The 17,437-nt window shown below is 32.0% G+C and carries 14 protein-coding genes; 13 read left to right on the top strand and 1 reads right to left on the bottom strand.

Annotation, left to right across the window (positions count from 1 at the left end):
• Window positions 1–101: 101 nt before the first annotated feature.
• From EDC18_RS03110 to EDC18_RS03150, 9 genes are all read left to right on the top strand, one after another.
• Entirely contained in the window at window positions 102–1,034 is a 933-nt protein-coding gene (locus EDC18_RS03110) for a Gmad2 immunoglobulin-like domain-containing protein (protein WP_132250200.1), read from the top strand.
• Between the two features lie 272 nt (window positions 1,035–1,306).
• Window positions 1,307–2,350 carry a LytTR family transcriptional regulator DNA-binding domain-containing protein gene (locus EDC18_RS03115; RefSeq protein WP_132250202.1) on the top strand — a complete coding sequence of 348 codons (1,044 nt, stop codon included), beginning with the start codon at window positions 1,307–1,309 and terminating at the stop codon, window positions 2,348–2,350.
• A gap of 172 nt (window positions 2,351–2,522) precedes the next feature.
• Entirely contained in the window at window positions 2,523–3,368 is an 846-nt protein-coding gene (locus EDC18_RS03120; RefSeq protein WP_132250204.1) for an ABC transporter ATP-binding protein, read from the top strand.
• Window positions 3,368–4,090, top strand: coding sequence for an ABC transporter permease (locus EDC18_RS03125; RefSeq protein ID WP_132250206.1), 723 nt, complete (start codon window positions 3,368–3,370; stop codon window positions 4,088–4,090). Before EDC18_RS03120 ends, EDC18_RS03125 begins: the two co-directional genes overlap by 1 nt.
• 195 nt (window positions 4,091–4,285) lie before the next feature.
• Entirely contained in the window at window positions 4,286–5,233 is a 948-nt protein-coding gene (locus EDC18_RS03130; RefSeq protein ID WP_132250208.1) for a nucleotide-binding protein, read from the top strand.
• The gene (locus tag EDC18_RS03135) at window positions 5,230–6,684 is read left to right on the top strand and encodes a Y4yA family PLP-dependent enzyme (RefSeq protein ID WP_132250210.1); all 1,455 of its coding nucleotides are present in this window, start codon (window positions 5,230–5,232) and stop codon (window positions 6,682–6,684) included. Before EDC18_RS03130 ends, EDC18_RS03135 begins: the two co-directional genes overlap by 4 nt.
• Complete coding sequence (locus EDC18_RS03140) at window positions 6,650–8,041, top strand: pyridoxal-phosphate dependent enzyme (protein ID WP_243115048.1); 1,392 nt, start codon at window positions 6,650–6,652, stop codon at window positions 8,039–8,041. Before EDC18_RS03135 ends, EDC18_RS03140 begins: the two co-directional genes overlap by 35 nt.
• Window positions 7,975–9,267, top strand: coding sequence for an aminotransferase class V-fold PLP-dependent enzyme (locus tag EDC18_RS03145; protein ID WP_132250212.1), 1,293 nt, complete (start codon window positions 7,975–7,977; stop codon window positions 9,265–9,267). Before EDC18_RS03140 ends, EDC18_RS03145 begins: the two co-directional genes overlap by 67 nt.
• A gap of 99 nt (window positions 9,268–9,366) precedes the next feature.
• A complete protein-coding gene (locus EDC18_RS03150) occupies window positions 9,367–11,061 on the top strand; it encodes a BCCT family transporter (protein ID WP_132250214.1) in 1,695 nt (564 codons plus the stop codon).
• A gap of 56 nt (window positions 11,062–11,117) precedes the next feature.
• Here the strand turns inward: EDC18_RS03150 and EDC18_RS03155 are convergent, their stop codons facing one another.
• Window positions 11,118–12,476 (bottom strand): MATE family efflux transporter, encoded by a 1,359-nt coding sequence (locus EDC18_RS03155; RefSeq protein WP_243115049.1) that lies wholly within the window; start codon window positions 12,474–12,476, stop codon window positions 11,118–11,120.
• A 378-nt stretch (window positions 12,477–12,854) separates the two neighbouring features.
• Between EDC18_RS03155 and EDC18_RS03160 the strand changes: the two genes are divergently transcribed.
• From EDC18_RS03160 to EDC18_RS03175, 4 genes are all read left to right on the top strand, one after another.
• Entirely contained in the window at window positions 12,855–14,174 is a 1,320-nt protein-coding gene (locus EDC18_RS03160; protein WP_132250216.1) for a Na+/H+ antiporter family protein, read from the top strand.
• Window positions 14,175–14,195: 21 nt separating this feature from the next.
• Complete coding sequence (gene ppnP / locus EDC18_RS03165) at window positions 14,196–14,513, top strand: pyrimidine/purine nucleoside phosphorylase (RefSeq protein WP_132250218.1); 318 nt, start codon at window positions 14,196–14,198, stop codon at window positions 14,511–14,513.
• 239 nt (window positions 14,514–14,752) lie between these two features.
• On the top strand, window positions 14,753–15,916 hold the full coding sequence (locus EDC18_RS03170) for an NAD(P)/FAD-dependent oxidoreductase (RefSeq protein WP_165878458.1): 1,164 nt from the start codon (window positions 14,753–14,755) through the stop codon (window positions 15,914–15,916).
• An 18-nt stretch (window positions 15,917–15,934) separates the two neighbouring features.
• Window positions 15,935–17,404 carry a sodium:solute symporter family protein gene (locus tag EDC18_RS03175; RefSeq protein ID WP_132250222.1) on the top strand — a complete coding sequence of 490 codons (1,470 nt, stop codon included), beginning with the start codon at window positions 15,935–15,937 and terminating at the stop codon, window positions 17,402–17,404.
• Window positions 17,405–17,437 lie beyond the last annotated feature (33 nt).

The raw sequence follows: 17,437 nt of genomic DNA on the forward strand, positions 1-17,437 counted from the left end.
TCTAAAATTGCTATGATACAAAAGGTGACTATACTGTAAATATACCAATCAAATCAAGTTACTGTATCATTCAAAGGGAAATTTAATAGGAGGTTTTTATTATGAAAAAAATATTAACAATTATAATGATAATATTAGTAAGTTTAGGAATTTTAATAGGCTGTAATAAGAAAGAAATAGTCACACCTGACCCATCCACTGGTGAGAAACAAGAAGATACAAAAGAAGATGAAACTTATGATGAATCAAATTTATCACCAAAACCAGTAGAAGAAGAAAAACAAACACATGAAGTTGTATTATATTTTACGGATAATGACTTAATGGAAACATACCGTATAAAGACTGAAATTGTTGTAGGAAAAGATGAAAGCGTTCCAAAAGCTGCTTTAGAAGCTTGGATTAACGGACCAGACCATGAAGAACTGGGTGCATTAGTTCATACAAATGTTATTGTAGAATATGTTGAAGATGTCAATGGAGTTGCTCATGTTAGTTTTTCTAAAGAGATTCAAGACAGTAATCTAGGCTCAACTGGAGAATTAATGTTAGTTGAACAGATCACCATGATTATGGAACAATTTGGTTATAATAGCACACAGATTTTAGTAGAAGGGATTATTGGAGAGTCTTTAATAGGACATTTTTATACAGCTGAACCAATATTGGCAAACGACCCTGATTCTTATAGGTGGATTGACGAGAAAGAATCAAGAGAAATCGTGTTGCAAAATGTAGCTTTTAGAATCTTTGAACCAATTCCAGGTAGTGAAGTAAAAGATCAAATTGTTGTAAGAGGATTAGCGCGTGTTTTTGAAGCAACAATCCAATATGAATTTGAAGACGGACACTTTTTATTCGATAAAGGATTTACAACGGCTTCAGAAGGGGCTCCAGGTTGGGGAGAATTTGAAATAATCATCGATTTGGATGAAATTGACTTCAATTCAGGTAGCATTATATTATATGAAGAGAGTGCAAAAGATGGCTCAAGACTTCACGAATTGGTAATTCCAGTGATACAAGCAAAATAATATACGAAGAACTGTTATATAATTAGTGGGTTTGAGAATAGGTAAATGTTATGGTATATACTAATACAAGTATATACCATAACATTTTTATTTGCTTTTAGATTGTATTTGTTGTAATAAATTAGAAATGTGATTTTTAGAAGTGTAACAAAACAATTCTTTATTACTTTAATCATATTTTTATAAGAAATCATGTTGTCGTACGTAGTATTAGAATGGTATAGTTGAAAATAAGTACTAGAAAAAAATACAAATTCATCAGGGGGAGTAGCGTGTTAGAAATAAAAAACTTATACAAAGATTTAATAAGCAACAGTATAAACGGTGTAACTTTTGAATTATCCAAGGGTGATATTGGGAGTATAGAATGTTCTAATGAGATAAGCGATATGCTAATTAACCTAATTATAGGAAGAGAGTTACCTGCCAAAGGTGAAATTCATATAGATCAAATTAAAAATACAGATTATATTAAAAAAGGTTTTAATAATTTAGGGATTGTACTACGAGAGGAAGGATTTTATGATGGACTAACTGTTGAAGGTTATTTAAAATTTTTCCAAGAATTATTAGGCTCTAAAGTAGATTGTAAAGATATATTGATGAGACTCGGATTACTTGATGTAGGTTCAATAAAAGTGAAAAAATTAACTTACCAACAAAAGAAGCGCTTAAGTATAGCAAGAGAACGATTAAAGGATCTTAAGATTCTACTTGTTCAAGAGCCAATAATGAATATGGATAAAGATAGCGTTAAAATTGTTTTAGAAAATATTCAGGAGCTAAGTGATGCGGGTGTGACAGTGATTTGCACATCTATATCCTATAAAGATGCCTTGTTTATAGGTGGAAGGGTCTTTACATTAGATGATAAAGGTTTTGTAGAAATCATTACTGATCCTGAAAAAGTTGAAGTTGAGAACATTAAGGAAGATGTAGTAGAGGAAGGAAATGATAAAGCGTTAGAAAAACCAATTTATAAAGTAGAAAAAATACCTGCAAAAGTAGAGGATAAAATCTTACTTTTTGATCCTACTGAAATAGATTATATAGAAAGTGAAAATAGCATAAGTCATTTAAATATACGTGGGGAAAAATTTCCTTCTTCATTTTCTCTTGGAGAATTAGAAGACAGATTGAAATATTTTGGTTTTTTTAGATGTCATAGATCTTATTTAGTAAATCTTCAAAGGGTAAGAGAAATTGTTACTTGGACTAGAAATAGTTTTAGTCTAAGTTTAGATAATAAGAAAAAAACATCTATTCCTTTATCAAAGGGAAGATTAGATGAACTTAAAAGCATATTAAATCTATAAATTAATACACCATTGGAGGTGTTATATACTCCTAATGGAGATTTCTTTGGGCCATTAACTTTAAAAATGAAGCCATTTAACCCTGATAATACTCCTTTGGGCGTATTTTTATAGTTTGACTTTTTAGAATATGAAATAATGAATCCATAAATCAAAGAAAAGAGGGTTAGTTATGGATAGTATTATTTCTATGAAAAATGTTTGTAAAAAATTCAAAGACAAAACAGCGATAAAAAATATGACCTTTGATATTAAAGAAGGTGAAATTTTTGGTTTTCTAGGACCAAGTGGTGCTGGTAAAACCACAACAATAAAAATCTTGACAGCTCAACTTATTGCTACAAGTGGTCAGGTAAAGGTTTTAGGAAAGGATATTCACATTCCTAGTAAAGAAGTATTTAAAGAAATAGGTGTCTTATCTGATAATAGTGCTTTGTACGAACGATTAACGGTTCAAGATAATTTATTATTCTATGCAGAAATAAATGGGGTAAATAAAAAAAATTCAGATGAGATATTAGAGCAAGTAGGATTGTTAGAGAGCAAGAAAAAAGAGGTTAAAAAGTTATCAAAAGGGATGAAACAAAGATTAAATCTTGCTAGGGCAGTTCTCAACAAACCAAGATTATTATTTTTAGATGAACCAACATCTTCATTAGACCCATCTACAATGGTTGAGATTCATAAACTATTAAGAAAGTTGAATAAGGAAGGGACTACAATCTTTCTCACAACACATAACATGGAAGAGGCGGATAAGCTTTGTAATCGGGTTGCATTTCTTAATGAGGGAGAAATTGTTGAAATAGGAAAGCCGTCAGATATTAAATTAAAATATAGAACAGAAGAGATAAAAGTTATTCTTAAAAACAATCCACAGAATGTTATTATTAAAAATGATGAAGAAGGAGGGGCTCAAATAAATGCTTGGATGAAGAAGGGTCAACTCCTCTCAATACATTCTATGGAGCCTAATTTAGAACAAATATTTTTAAGATTAACAGGGAGGGAACTGTAATGGATTTTTCAATTAAAAGAGTTAATGCGCTGTTTAAAAAGGAAATAAAAGACTTTACAAAAAATCTTAACGTGTTCTTTATGTGCTTACTGCCTATATTATTTGCATTTATATATTCTTTTCTAGGTTCTATGCCAGGAGAGCATATGGAAAAAAGCCAGACGTTGCTTTTGGTTATGACGATGAACTTAGTGATTGTTGGCTGTAGTATTATGGCTATTTTAATTTCTGAGGAAAAAGAAAAAAATACACTTAGAACATTAATGTTATCATCTGTTTCACCTGTAGAATTTTTGACTGGTAAAACATTGGTTATGTTGGTCATTACTATTTTAAATAATATTTTTATTTATATGATTTTAGGCTTAGACTCAAGACATATGGGAATGTATATTATACTTTCAACTTTAGTTGTTATCACCATGATTACTATAGGTGCAATCATCGGTTTAATGGTTCAGAATCAAATGGCTACTGGTGTAATGGTAATGCCAATTGCATTAGGATTTTTAATGATACCAATGTTAGGAGAAGTTAATGAAGTGGCTATGACAATAGCAGAATGGCTTCCCAACTATAATTTAGAGATTATACTAGAAAGAGTTTTTAATGAAGATTCAGTAAACATATTTTCAAAAAATTTAACGGTGATTATTGGATGGATCATTGGATCCATAGCAATATTTGTTTATGTATATAAGAAAAAAGGTTTAGATAAGTAACCTAGTAAATATAAAAATGATGGCAAGTCTCCCAGATGATTATTTGGGAGACTTTTTCAATATTTAATATATATTCTAAAGATTTTGTAAAAACAAAGTGTTTGCCCTTAAGAAGCTAAAAAAATAAAGAATATTATTTTTAATTAATGTCAATAATCCCACTGATATATAAAACTAAATCAAAGGAGATAAGGAATGAGAGTAGGTTTTTTTGGAAAAGGCGGTAGCGGAAAGACAACAGTTGCGGCAGGATTTATAAATTATATGAAAAATCAACATCAACATATTTTAGCAATAGATGCAGATATGAATGTACATTTAGGAAGAACCTTACAAATGGAGGCTAATCCAATTTGCAATTCATTTGAAGATTTTATTCATTACTTAGAAGAAGATAGAATTAGTAAGTCAGAAGAAAAACCAGTTTTTATTGGGACGACACCACCTTCCCAAAATTCAAGATTTATTCGACCCAAAAAGGATGATCCATTTATAAAAAAATATGCAACTCAAAAAGGTAATATCTCTTTGATTACAGTTGGATCATATAGTAATGAAGAAGTGGGACATTCTTGTTATCATGGAAAATTAGGGGTATTAGAGTTGGCTTATAATCATTTGCTAGATGACGAGAAAGATATTGTTATCGCAGACTCAACAGCAGGTGTTGACAGTGTAGGGACTTCCATGTTTTTAGTATATGATATTAATATTTTTGTAGTTGAGCCAACTCAAAGAAGTTTAAGTGTCTATCTTGATTTTCTAAAAATTACTGAGAATTATAAACTAAATACTTATGTTATTGGCAATAAGATAAATGATGAAGAAGACTTGGCTTTTTTAGAGAAGTATATACCAAAAGATAAATTAATAGGAATTATAAACAATTCAAACCACCTAAGGAGGTTTGAACAAGGGAATATAAATGCTTTTGATGTCTTTACTAAAAACAATGAAGAAGTTTTTGAAAAGATTAGTAGGGTTATGAGAAATACAGAAAAAAATTGGGATAAGTACTACAGTATGCTCCTAGATGTATACAAAGCCAGCTGTAAAGAATGGTATAACGGCTATTATGGACAAGATTTAGAGAAGTATATTGAGCCAGAGTTTAGTTATGAAAAAGTGGTGATGAAGGCATGATGCAATTTACACCCTATGTGAATGAAAGGATTAAAAAATTCCTAGATGAAAAAGAAACCCTTATAAGTTTAGTAGATGGACTAGGGTCACCCTTAAACATTCTTTTCCCTGAAGAAATAGAAAAAAATATTGAGGGATTCAAACAAGTTTTTCAAAAACATTATGTGAGTGGAAAGATATTTTATGCCCATAAAACCAATAAATCTAATGCTATTGTAAAGCAAGCATCCTTTGAAGATGTGAATATTGATGTGGCATCTGAAAAGGAATTAAAAAGTGCTTTAAATAACGGGTTTACAGGAGAAAGAATAGAAGGAACAGGACCTAAAAATAAAAATTTTATAGCACTGGGATTGAAACATAATATTCTTTTTAATATAGACAATTTACAAGAACTAGAACAAATGATAGAACTTAAAAAAACTAGGTATTTTCATACAACTAAAAAAGTAAAGGTATTATTAAGATTTAGTGGTTTTCAATCTGAGAGTCACAAAATATTGTCAAAGGACAGTCGATTTGGAATACCAGTGAGTCAACTTTATGATGTATTGGATTTTTTAAATGACCATATTAAAGATTTTGAATTACTAGGGTTTGCTTTTCATTTAGATACTATTGAAATAAAAGAAAAGGTTATAGCAATAGAAAATTCAATCATATTTTTTAATATAGCTAGAGATTATGGATTTGATCCAAAGGTTTTAGATATAGGTGGAGGATTTAAAGTAAGCTATATTGAAAAAGAGTCAGAGTGGCATAAAAGCATTAGTTATTTAAAAGAGTCTATACTAGGGTATAAAGAAAGTGTCACTTGGAATGGATTGTCTTATGGTGTACAAAAAGATAAAGGCGTTTTAAAAGGGTCATTGAATATTTACAATTACTATGATAACTTAACGGGTCCTAACTATCTTGATGCCTTGCTTGAGACAAGGTTACCAAGTTTTGAAAATAGAACAATTGGGACCATTCTTAGTGAAAATATGATTGAATTATATATTGAACCAGGCAAAGCACTAGTAAACCAATTAGGTATAACCGTTGCAAAAGTCAATTTTATAAAGGAATCTTCAAAAGGTGAAACACTAATAGGATTAGATGCTAAAAGGACAGATGTGGTAATGGCAGACCAAGAGTTATTCATTGATCCTATAGTGATATACAAAAATAAAATTACCACTACCAAGGATAAAGATATAGGAGTCTACTTCATTGGTAATCTCTGTTTAGAATCGGATTTGATTTATAAACATAAAGTCTATTTACAAGAAATACCTAGTATAGGGGATATGATTATATTCCCTAATACTGCTGGCTATTTTATGGATTTTAATGCAACAGAGTCTATTATGCAACCTATCGCTAAAAAAGTGGCTGTTACTAATAGTCAGAATGGGTTTCAATGGTATTCTGATGAAATATACAATCCAGTTAATGTTATTAATTGATGCAAAGGATGATGAGATGTTATATAACAACATAACTGAACTTATTGGTAATACGCCGATACTAAGGATATCTCCAGAAGTTCATAAATTAAAAAACATTGAGCTTTATGCAAAATTAGAATTTTATAATCCCTTTGGTTCTGTTAAAGACAGAATTGCTTATGGCATGATAAAAGAAGATCTAAAGGATATAAAAGAAAATGGAAAGACAATTATAGAATCATCTAGTGGGAATACTGCCAAGGCACTTCAAATCTTAGCGCATATCAATGGCATTACATTCAAAACAGTTACCAATAGAATAAAAATACCAGAAGTTAAAAATATATTAAGAATTCTAGGAACTGATATTGAGGAATTGCCAGGTCTTTCAGAATGTCCTGATCCAACAGATCCAAATGACCCTATTAGATTTATTGAGAATATGGTGTCCCAAGAGCCTCATAAATATTATCATACGGCACAGTACTCTAATATGAAAAATAGAGATACCCATTATAAAACAACAGGAAGAGAAATTTATGAGGATATTGGTACTGTAGATTATTTCTTAGGCACACTAGGGACAACAGGCTCAAGTAGAGGAATAATAGAGTACTTAACAGAAAAAAATCCTCATTTGGTTAAAGTAGGTATTATAGCGGATAAAGGGGATACCATCCCTGGTATAAGAAATGTAGATGAAATGCATGAAGTAGGCATATATGAAAAAACTCTTTATGATGACATTATTACAGTGAATTCTTTAGAAGCCATCAATGGAATGGAAACCCTTATACGTCAAAGTGGCGTTCTTGGAGGTCCTACTAGTGGCGGTGCATTTTGGGGGACTTTAAAATACTTAGAAGAAGTAGATAAAAGTTTATCTGAAAAGAAAACAGCAGTCTTTGTTGTATGTGATAGAGTAGAGCCGTATATCTCATATATACAGAAAAGAAGACCGGACTTTTTTGAGGTAGAAACCCATAAGGACACCATAAGAAACTTATCCAATGAAGAACTAGCTAATGTAAATACCATCAGTATTGGCGAAGCCCTAGAGTGGGTAGAAGAGAATAATCCTTTAATAATAGATTTAAGAGGTAATATGGCATTTAGAACAAGTCATATACCCAATTCAATCAATATTACAGATAATTATTTTGAGGAGTTAATTGATGCAGGGATTCCTTTTTCTAATAATATCCTTGTTATGTTGGTTTGTCCAGTTGGTGAGAAATCAAATAAATTTGTCGCCCTAATGAAGAAAAAAGGTTTTGACGCCTATAGCTTAGAAGGAGGGATTGTTTCATGGAGGGATGCAGGATATCCTATGAAACCCTTGAATCTCAAGAAGAAAGAACAAGCTGTCATTTAGAAAACATAAGAAATAACTTTCCAATAATTATAAACAATCCAGATACAATATATTTTGACAATGCTTCAACGACACAAAAGCCTTACAGTGTTATTCAAACTTTAAGTGATTTTTATATGAATTCTTGTGCAAACATAGGAAGAGGGAGTTATGAATGGGCTAATAAAAACCATATGGCAATTAACGACGTTAGAAAAAAGGTTGCTTCTTTCATAAATGGAAAAAGTATAAATGAAATTGTATTTACTTCAGGTGCAACTGAAAGCTCTAATCTTATTGTGTATTCTTGGGCCTTACACAACCTAAAAGATGGGGATGAAGTGCTACTATGCTATACAGATCATAAATCTACTGTACTACCTTGGATTAATATAAAAGAGTTATTATATAAATCTGGTGTAACTATTAATTTAGTTCCAATCATTAATAATAGTCAAGGCGATTATAATGAGATCGATTTATATAGTAAAATAAATGATAAAACCCAAGTTGTTGTTCTAACCCATATTCATAATGCTTATGGCATGGAAATGGGGGTTCAAGAAATTGTAAAAAAAATTAAAACCATTAAAGAGGACACTGTATTCGTATTAGATGTTAGTCAAAGCATAGGACATATAAAAATAGATACAGAAGCGTTAGGCATAGATTTTCTATATTTTTCAGGACATAAAATGTTTGCGGGGAATGGTGTAGGTGTTTTATGGATAAATAGTAGATTGCATCACCAAATTAAGCCCTTTTTTGTAGGAGGCAATAGTCGGTTTTTTAATGATGAAATTATAAGGGATTATAATAAAGGATATGAAATGTTAGAAGCTGGGACAATGAATATCCCTAGCATATTAACATTAGAACCAGCAATTCAATTGATAAATGAAATAGGCATTGAAGTCATTGAAGGGTATTTATTAGAGTTGACCCAGTACTTAATAAAAGAATTAAAAAAGATAAGTAAAGTTCAATTTGTATCTGGACCTCCGTTATGTAGTTGTGTAATAGGATATGGGATTATTTCCTTTAAAATAGATGGTGTGAGCTCTCAAGATATTGGATATATTTTAAACGATTATGGGATTTTTGTAAGAACAGGACAACATTGTATAAGTAATGAAGGTTCAATAGATCATTCCGTAAGAGTTAGTTTACAGATTTACAATACAGTTGAAGAGATTGATAAATTTATTTCTATTATAAAAATCATAGCTGAAGTTGATGATTTTTAATCATAAAAGCAGGTCATGTGACAAAACATGGATTTTTTGTTACAATATTACAGAAGTTTATATCCAAAAATTTACTTAACAGAATAGGAGAGGAAACATATGGATGAAAAACAACTCTTGGAAGAACAGAGAATCCAAGCAGAACAAGAGGAAAAACTTTACAAAAGAAACTTTACAAAATTTGGTTTAGATATGAATCTAAATGTATCTCTAGGAGCAGGATTGTTAATCTTAATTTTTTCTTTATATGCATTATTCAATCTAGAGCATGCCAATGAAATGTTTTTCCTTGTACAAGACACCATTATTACTAATTTTGATTGGGTGTTTATCTTATCTAGTAATTTCTTTATTATCGTGTGTATCTTTTTAGCATTTTCCAAACTAGGAACAGTTCGATTAGGTGGAACAGATAGTGAAACAGAGTTTTCAAATTTCGGTTGGTATTCTATGTTAATTTCAGCAGGGATGGGAATTGGTTTAATGTTCTGGTCTGTTGGGGAACCACTATACCATGCTTCTCAAACGCCACCCATATTTGCTTCAAGCAATGCTACACATGCTGCTATGGCAACAACATTTTTTCATTGGGGTTTACACCCTTGGGGAATATATGCTCTTATTTCTTTGGCGTTGGCCTTCTTTACTTATAATAGAAAATTACCTCTGTCATTTAGATCAGTTTTTTACCCTCTTTTTAAAGACAAGGTGTTTGGTCGTCTTGGCGATGTTATAGATACAATTGCAGTTTTAGCCACATTATTTGGTTTGGCCACATCTCTAGGATTAGGTGTTCAACAGATTAATAGTGGTTTGAATTTCTTAATTGGAATCCCTTTTAATGTAACAATGCAAGTTATTCTTATCGTTGTTATTACATTTATAGCAACATTATCTGTAGTATCTGGTATTGATAAAGGGGTAAAATTCCTTTCAGAAACCAATATGAAAATAGCTGGAGTTTTTATGGTTGCAGTATTTTTACTTGGGCCTACAGGCTATATTTTAAGAACATTTTCCAATTCTTTAGGACTGTACCTTAATGACTTTGTTAGCTCTTCATTTTTTATCTCAATGGGAGATAAAAGTTGGCAAGGGGGATGGTCTGTGTTCTATTTAGCGTGGTGGATTTCTTGGTCTCCATTTGTAGGTATGTTTATTGCTAGAATTTCTAAAGGAAGAACCATTAGGGAAGTTGTACTTGGTGTGCTTATTATACCATCTCTACTATCTTTTATTTGGTTATCTGTTTTCGGTGGTACAGCAATATTTGTTAATCGAGAAATGCAAGGTGGTTTATTCAGTGTGGTAGAAAATAATCTACCAGTTGCCTTATTTGAAATGCTTTCTGGTCTATCTCAAATATTTGCAGCAGATATGTTTGTTGGTGTTATTCGTGTTGTATTATCCATTGTAGCCACGGTGCTGATCATTACTTACTTTATCACGTCGTCAGACTCGGGATCTTTAGTAGTTTCTAAGATTACATCAGGTGGAAAAGAAACTTCTCCAGTAAGACAAAAAGTATTTTGGGCGTGTTTAGAAGGTCTTGTAGCAGCCATATTATTGATTATTGGTGGTGAACGAGCACTACAAGCTTTACAAACAGCTGTTATTACAACAGGATTACCTTTTGCACTTGTACTAGTGCTGATGACTTTTTCATTAATCAAAGCACTTCAAGTATCCTATACAAGACAAAAGAGAATTAAAGATATCAGCAAGTTTAAAAGAATTGCAGATCATTTAAAAGTATTTGATAAAAATAAAGCTAAAAAAAATGAATTAAAATAATATTAGCAGCCCATTTAAATGATGGGCTGCTTTTAATTGTGATGCATTACTTTTTACTATGCAGTCGTTTTATGTGGTAGAGGCATTTCTGTTTTTTCTTTCCACTTACCATTTAAGAATCTTATGGTAAAACATGTTGATCTAAATAGCCAATCTATTGTCATAGCAACCCAAATACCAAAGACACCAATACCCATGTAGCGACCTAGGACATAACTAAAACCAATTCTAAAAGTCCACATAGAGATAGTAGAAACAATCATAGTGTATTTTACATCACTGGCAGCTCTTAAAGCATTAGGCAAGGAGAATGATAAAGGCCAAATGATAATACAACAAATGCTGTGGTAAACTATAATCTTTTGAGCAATACTTGCAGTTTCTTCTGTTAGACTATAAATACTTAATATAGCTGGTGCAAATATAATAATAAAAGCATTAACAATGGCAAGGCCTAAAAAGGCATATAACATCACTTTTTTTGTATAGTATATGGCTTGTTCATAATTACCGGCGCCTACACATTGGCCAACAATAGTTAATAAGGCAAGACCTGTTGCAACACCAGGAAGTACAGCAAAAGAGGCAACTGTCCCTGAAACAGCATTGGCTGCAATGGAAGATGTTCCAAAACTAGCAACTAAACTTAATACTAAAATTTTACCTATTTGAAAAGAACTATTTTCTAAACCGCTGGGTATACCAATACGTAAAATCTTCTTAATCATATCTGGATTAAACTTAAAGGAGAATTTTTTCTCTATGTATATTTCTTGTCTTGGTATTCTAATAAGAACAACCATAATTACAGATGCAAAAATACGAGAGATTAATGTGGCTAAACCTACACCTGCAACGCCCATACCAAATCCAAAAACAAATACAGCATTCAAAATCACATTAATAATATTCATACATAAAGATGTTAGCATAGAGACTCTTGAATTGCCCATGGCTCTAAATAAACCGGCACAACTGTTGTACAAACCTAAAAAAGGATAAGATAAAGCAGAAAGTAAGAAGTATATCTGTGCATTTTCTAAAATAGAAGACTCAACATTTCCAAATATTGTTCTTAAAATTACACTATTACCAATTAAGACAATTCCCATGATAGAAAGGGATAGAATGCCTGAAATTAATAAAAGTTGATTAGCAGATACACGAGCTTGTTCACTATCTTTTTTACCTATGTATTGAGCAGCAATCACAGCGCCACCAGTGGCTAAAGCTGCAAATATATTAATAAGCAATGCATTAATGGTATTAACAAGTGAAACACCTGATATGGCACTTTCACCTGCTCTACCGATCATAATTATATCTGCCATTCCAACGGCTACAGCTAAGATTTGTTCAATGATTAAGGGGATAATGAGTCTTTTTAAGTCCCTGTTGGAAAACATCCGTTCCATAAATTCACTTCTTTCTATATAATGTCAAAAATAATCTATTATTACTCTTTATGGATATATTATAATACTATTTTGTTATAAAGTATATGTTTATTTTTAAAAATAATGTACCCTTACATCAACCTTAAATCATCGTGCATTCCCCTATCATACAAGCACAAGTTTGGTACAAAATTAAAAGATTTAGAATTAATAAATTAATGACAAGTAAAATTTATAAAGTTTAAAAATAGGATAAAAACTGAATCAAAAATTGCAAAGTCCTTGTGAAACCCTTTAAAAGAAGTACTTTATTATGCTAATTTAATACTACACAAAAGTGCATAGGCTGTAGTATAATAGACTTAACATAAAAAGAAAATGTGAGGAGGATGCTTTATGTTAACAAATCCAGTAGTATTATCAGTTCTTATAATGATAGTATTGTGTCTACTGAAATTAAATGTAATACTTTCTTTAATTATCGCCGCACTTGCAGGTGGTGTTTTAGCAGGTATGCCTATTGGTGACACAATGAGCACTTTAATTGGAGGTATGGGAGGTAATTCTAGTACTGCACTGAGTTATATTTTATTAGGTGCATTGGCTGCAGCATTACATAAAACAGGTATAACTGAAATTCTATCAAAATTTATTGTAAGAGGTATTAAAAGTAAAGGAATTATATTGGTATTAATACTTGCTTTTGTAAGTAGTTTGTCTCAAAATGCAATACCAGTACATATCGCTTTTATTCCTATTTTAATTCCACCGTTAGTAGGGGTAATGAATAAATTAAAAATCGATAGAAGAGCTGTAGCATCAGCTTTAACATTTGGTTTGAAAGCACCTTATGTTGTATTACCTATTGGTTATGGTTGGATATTCCATGGTATCATTAGTGATAATATGGCCGAAAATGGTATGGTCATTGCTCAGTCTGATGTTTGGAGAGCAATGTGGATTCCAGGGATTGCTATGGTTATTGGTTTGTTTATAGCTGTTTTTATCTCTTATAGAAAAGAAAGAAACTATGAAGTAAGTGAAGCATTAGAAACAACACAAGCAGAGATAGCAGCGACTTCAATGAATGTAAAATTCGAAGTTAGACATTTTGTTGCTATTGTAGGTGCATTTTCTGCTTTAGCAATACAATTATCCCCGTTAAAATCTTTACATATTGGTGCTTTAGTTGGTCTTGCCATTATGGTTATTGGTGGGGCAATTAAATGGAAAGATATTGATGAGATGATCAATAGTGGAATAGGTATGATGGGCTTTGTTGCCTTTGTTATGTTAGTTGCCTCAGGATACGCTTCAGTTATTCGTGAAACTGGAGGTGTTGGGACACTAGTTGATTCAGCTGCTGATTTAATGGGTGGAAATCAGTTTATTGCAGCTAGTGTGATGATCATGGTAGGCCTTATCATTACTATGGGGATCGGTACTTCATTTGGTACAATTCCAATTATTGCAGCTATATATGTGCCGTTAGCAAGCGTAATGGGATTTAGCCCTTTAGCAACTGTACTACTAATCGGTACAGCAGCAGCATTAGGAGATGCAGGTTCACCAGCTTCAGACAGTACATTGGGACCAACAGCAGGATTAAATATTGACGGTCAACATGATCATATTTGGGATACTTGTGTGCCAACATTTTTACATTACAATATACCACTGATCATCTTTGGTATACTTGGGGCAATGATTTTATAATCGTTAAAGAGGTGTGATACAATGGAACAATTTAACAATGTAACTATCTTAAAAAAAGCAAATACATACTTTGATGGTAAAGTAACCAGTAGAACCATTGTTTTTAACAGTGGAGAAACAAAAACACTAGGGATTATGATGCCAGGAGAGTATGAATTTGGAACAGATAAAAAAGAATTAATGGAAATATTAGCAGGTAATATGGAAGTACAGCTTTTAGGAAGTGAAGATTGGATGACAATCACTGGAGGTCAATCTTTTGAAGTGCCTAGGAATTCAAGCTTTAAATTAAAAGTAACTGAACTTGTAGATTATTGCTGTTCTTATTTATCTGAATAAAAAAACTATATATATAAGTAAAAACGACATTAAAAAGGTTATAAATTAGAGTTTCTAATTTATAGCCTTTTTTTATATGCTAGGAAGCTGCTATTCCTAACATATAAAGAAAGCTGATTAAAAGCGCTATGTTTATAACAAGAGAGAAAAAGCTTGTTCTAGTAATTTTATTAAGTCTTAACTCATATATTTTATAGAAGGAAAAATTTGATTCTCAAAGTTCCTGAGGAGGTATTAAGTTGAACAAATTTGATGTAATTGTTATTGGTGGCGGTATTATAGGATTAGCTACCTCCTATTATTTATTGAAATCAGGAAAAAAAGTTGCACTTATTGAGAAAAATGAATTTGGTTCAGGGGCTTCTTGTGCCTGTGATGATGCAATTTTTTTTCAATCTAAAAAACCAGGTATTAATTTAGAATTAACGATAGATAGCATTGAATTGTATAAATCCTTATCAGATGAACTAGGAATAGATTTAGAGCTGGAAAATAAAGGTGGCATGGTCCTTATTGAAAAAGAAGATCACCTAAAGGTAATGGAAGATTTTGTGAAAAAACAAAAAAAATTTGGATTAAAAGTAGATATATTAGATAGAAGAGATGTTATAAAAAAGCAGCCCCATATTAGAAAAGATATTCTTGCTTCTACATATTGTAAGGAAGATTCTCAAGTGAATCCTTTAAGGGTTATGAGAGGGTTTATAAGTAAGAGTAAAAAAATGGGTTTGGAGATTATAAAGAATAACATTATAGAGATTAAAGAAAAAAAAGACGGCTGGAAAGTCCTATTAGAAGATAAAAAAACAGTAGAATCAGAATTTGTAGTCAATGCAACAGGGGCTTGGGCGTCAGAGATAGGCAAAATGATAGGAATTGATATTCCAATTGTTCCTAAGCGAGGGCAAATTGCAATCAGTGAAGCCATACCTAGTTTAGGGGAAACCAATGCGTGGAGTGCTCAGTATATTGTTACAAAAATAGCACCAGAACTAGATAGGAATCAAAATGAGGTCTATAAAAGATTAGGGATTGGATTTGCCCTCAGTCAAGCATCAACAGGGAACTATATTATTGGTAGTACCCGAGAATATGTAGGGTTTAACAAAAAAACAACATATGAAGGCATTCAGTTGATTCTTAAGGAAGCTATGGCACTATTTCCTATTTTCTCAAAAGTAAATGTGATCAGAACCTTTGCTGGATTACGACCTGCTTCAGAAGATGGAAAACCAATTGTTGGTGAGGTTGAAGGCAAAAAAGGTTTTTATATTGCAGCAGGCCATGAGGGGGATGGTATTGCATTGGCGCCAATTACAGGTAAAGTTGTTGCAGATTTAATTAATGGTAAAAGAGTAAGGTACAATATTGAGGAATTGAACCTGAAAAGGTTTAAATATTAGAGTTTAAGGGGGTATTATATGAGTTTAGGCGCATGGCTGTGGATTATTACTATTGCAATGTGTTCTGTGTTTCTAGTCATCTCGCTAAAGGTAAAAAAACAAGCTCAATCTAGTTTTTTAAATTATGCAATAGGTGGCAAATCATTTCCAATTCATCTTATTTTATTTACTCAATTTGCAACTATAATGGGTGTAGGAAATTTTATTGGTCACGCTGGAAAAGGCTATGAAGTTGGTTTGCCATGGTTAGCATTTATCTTAGGGGAGCAAGGTTCAAAGATTATTTTTGCACTATTTTTTGCAGGTTTAGCAGGTAAATTTACTTATAGTACATTCCCAGAAATGATTGATGACATTATTGCAAGAGATAAAATCAGTAGAGCTTTAGGTGGAATTTTAGCTTCTATGATTATGATTGCTTGGGTAGGTGGTCAAGGGAGAGCTTTTGGCCATATCTTTAATATTGTTACAGGTGTTGAACCCATACCAATTATTATATTATTTACAGTTGCCTTTATTGTCTATACAACCTTAGGTGGGGTTTATTCCGTTGTATGGACTGACTTGTTCCAAGGGATATTAGTACTTATTTTTGGAACTGCTTTTTATATTTATGCTTTCTCACCAGTTAATTGGAGTTTTGTAGAACTAGGCGCAAGATTAACAGAGGTAGGAAGAGCTGAGTTATGGACATTTAGCGGTACCAATGGTGTAGAACTACTTACAAAATTTGTTACAGGATGTATTGGTATTTTAGTTGCACAAATTTATTGGCAAAGATGTTTTGCTGCAAAAGATAAGAAAACAGCAAGAAATGGGCTATTATGGAGTGGTATTGTAGCCATTATTTTTGTTATTTTAACAGCATTAGTTGGAATGGTCATTTTAACCCTTAATAGTGGTTTAAAACCAGATGATGCAATGCCTTGGTTTATGTTAAATTATGTACCTACAGGAATGGCAGCTATGATCTTTGCCTTAGTTTTAGCAGCTGGTATGTCTTCTGCAGATTCTAACCTTAACTCGGCTTCAGTGTTAGTAACCAATGATCTTGTAAAACCTTTCAGGAAAGACATGACAGATGCTCAATTGGTTAAATGTTCAAAAGCATTAACAATTGTAATTGGTATATTTGCTTGTGTGTCTGCTATTTATGCCCAGTCAATTTTAAGCTTATTTTCAAGGGCTTATGCCATGGCAGGTGGAGGTTTAGTACCATTACTTGTTGTAGGTTTATTATGGAAAGAAAGAAAATCTGAAGCTTTTGAAATGGGTACAAAAAACAGTAAAGTTACCCCATGGGCTGCTAGAGTTGGTATTGTTACAGGTGCTGTTTTAACACAGATTCCAGCCTTAGGGCCAAATAGAGTTTTAATAGCCCTTGCTGTTTCAGCACTGCTTATTGTAGTGATATCATTATTTACAAAAATACCACCACCACAAGTTCAAGAAGAAGAAATCATGGAAAACTTGAGCGTTGAAGGTTAGGAAGTAGAAAACAAATAAAAGGTATGGGTTAAT

Source organism: Natranaerovirga pectinivora (assembly GCF_004342165.1).
GTDB classification, from domain to species: Bacteria; Bacillota; Clostridia; order Lachnospirales; family DSM-24629; genus Natranaerovirga; species Natranaerovirga pectinivora.

What these genes read in the sequence shown, in the direction of transcription:
- EDC18_RS03145 (WP_132250212.1), top strand. Translation starts at nt 7,975, where the DNA reads ATGGAGGGATGCAGGATATCCTATGAAACCCTTGAATCTCAAGAAGAA.
- EDC18_RS03110 (WP_132250200.1), top strand. Translation starts at nt 102, where the DNA reads ATGAAAAAAATATTAACAATTATAATGATAATATTAGTAAGTTTAGGA.
- ppnP (WP_132250218.1), top strand. Translation starts at nt 14,196, where the DNA reads ATGGAACAATTTAACAATGTAACTATCTTAAAAAAAGCAAATACATAC.
- EDC18_RS03140 (WP_243115048.1), top strand. Translation starts at nt 6,650, where the DNA reads ATGAAATATACAATCCAGTTAATGTTATTAATTGATGCAAAGGATGAT.
- EDC18_RS03130 (WP_132250208.1), top strand. Translation starts at nt 4,286, where the DNA reads ATGAGAGTAGGTTTTTTTGGAAAAGGCGGTAGCGGAAAGACAACAGTT.
- EDC18_RS03175 (WP_132250222.1), top strand. Translation starts at nt 15,935, where the DNA reads ATGAGTTTAGGCGCATGGCTGTGGATTATTACTATTGCAATGTGTTCT.
- EDC18_RS03120 (WP_132250204.1), top strand. Translation starts at nt 2,523, where the DNA reads ATGGATAGTATTATTTCTATGAAAAATGTTTGTAAAAAATTCAAAGAC.
- EDC18_RS03135 (WP_132250210.1), top strand. Translation starts at nt 5,230, where the DNA reads ATGATGCAATTTACACCCTATGTGAATGAAAGGATTAAAAAATTCCTA.
- EDC18_RS03155 (WP_243115049.1), bottom strand. Translation starts at nt 12,476, where the DNA reads ATGGAACGGATGTTTTCCAACAGGGACTTAAAAAGACTCATTATCCCC.
- EDC18_RS03160 (WP_132250216.1), top strand. Translation starts at nt 12,855, where the DNA reads ATGTTAACAAATCCAGTAGTATTATCAGTTCTTATAATGATAGTATTG.
- EDC18_RS03125 (WP_132250206.1), top strand. Translation starts at nt 3,368, where the DNA reads ATGGATTTTTCAATTAAAAGAGTTAATGCGCTGTTTAAAAAGGAAATA.
- EDC18_RS03150 (WP_132250214.1), top strand. Translation starts at nt 9,367, where the DNA reads ATGGATGAAAAACAACTCTTGGAAGAACAGAGAATCCAAGCAGAACAA.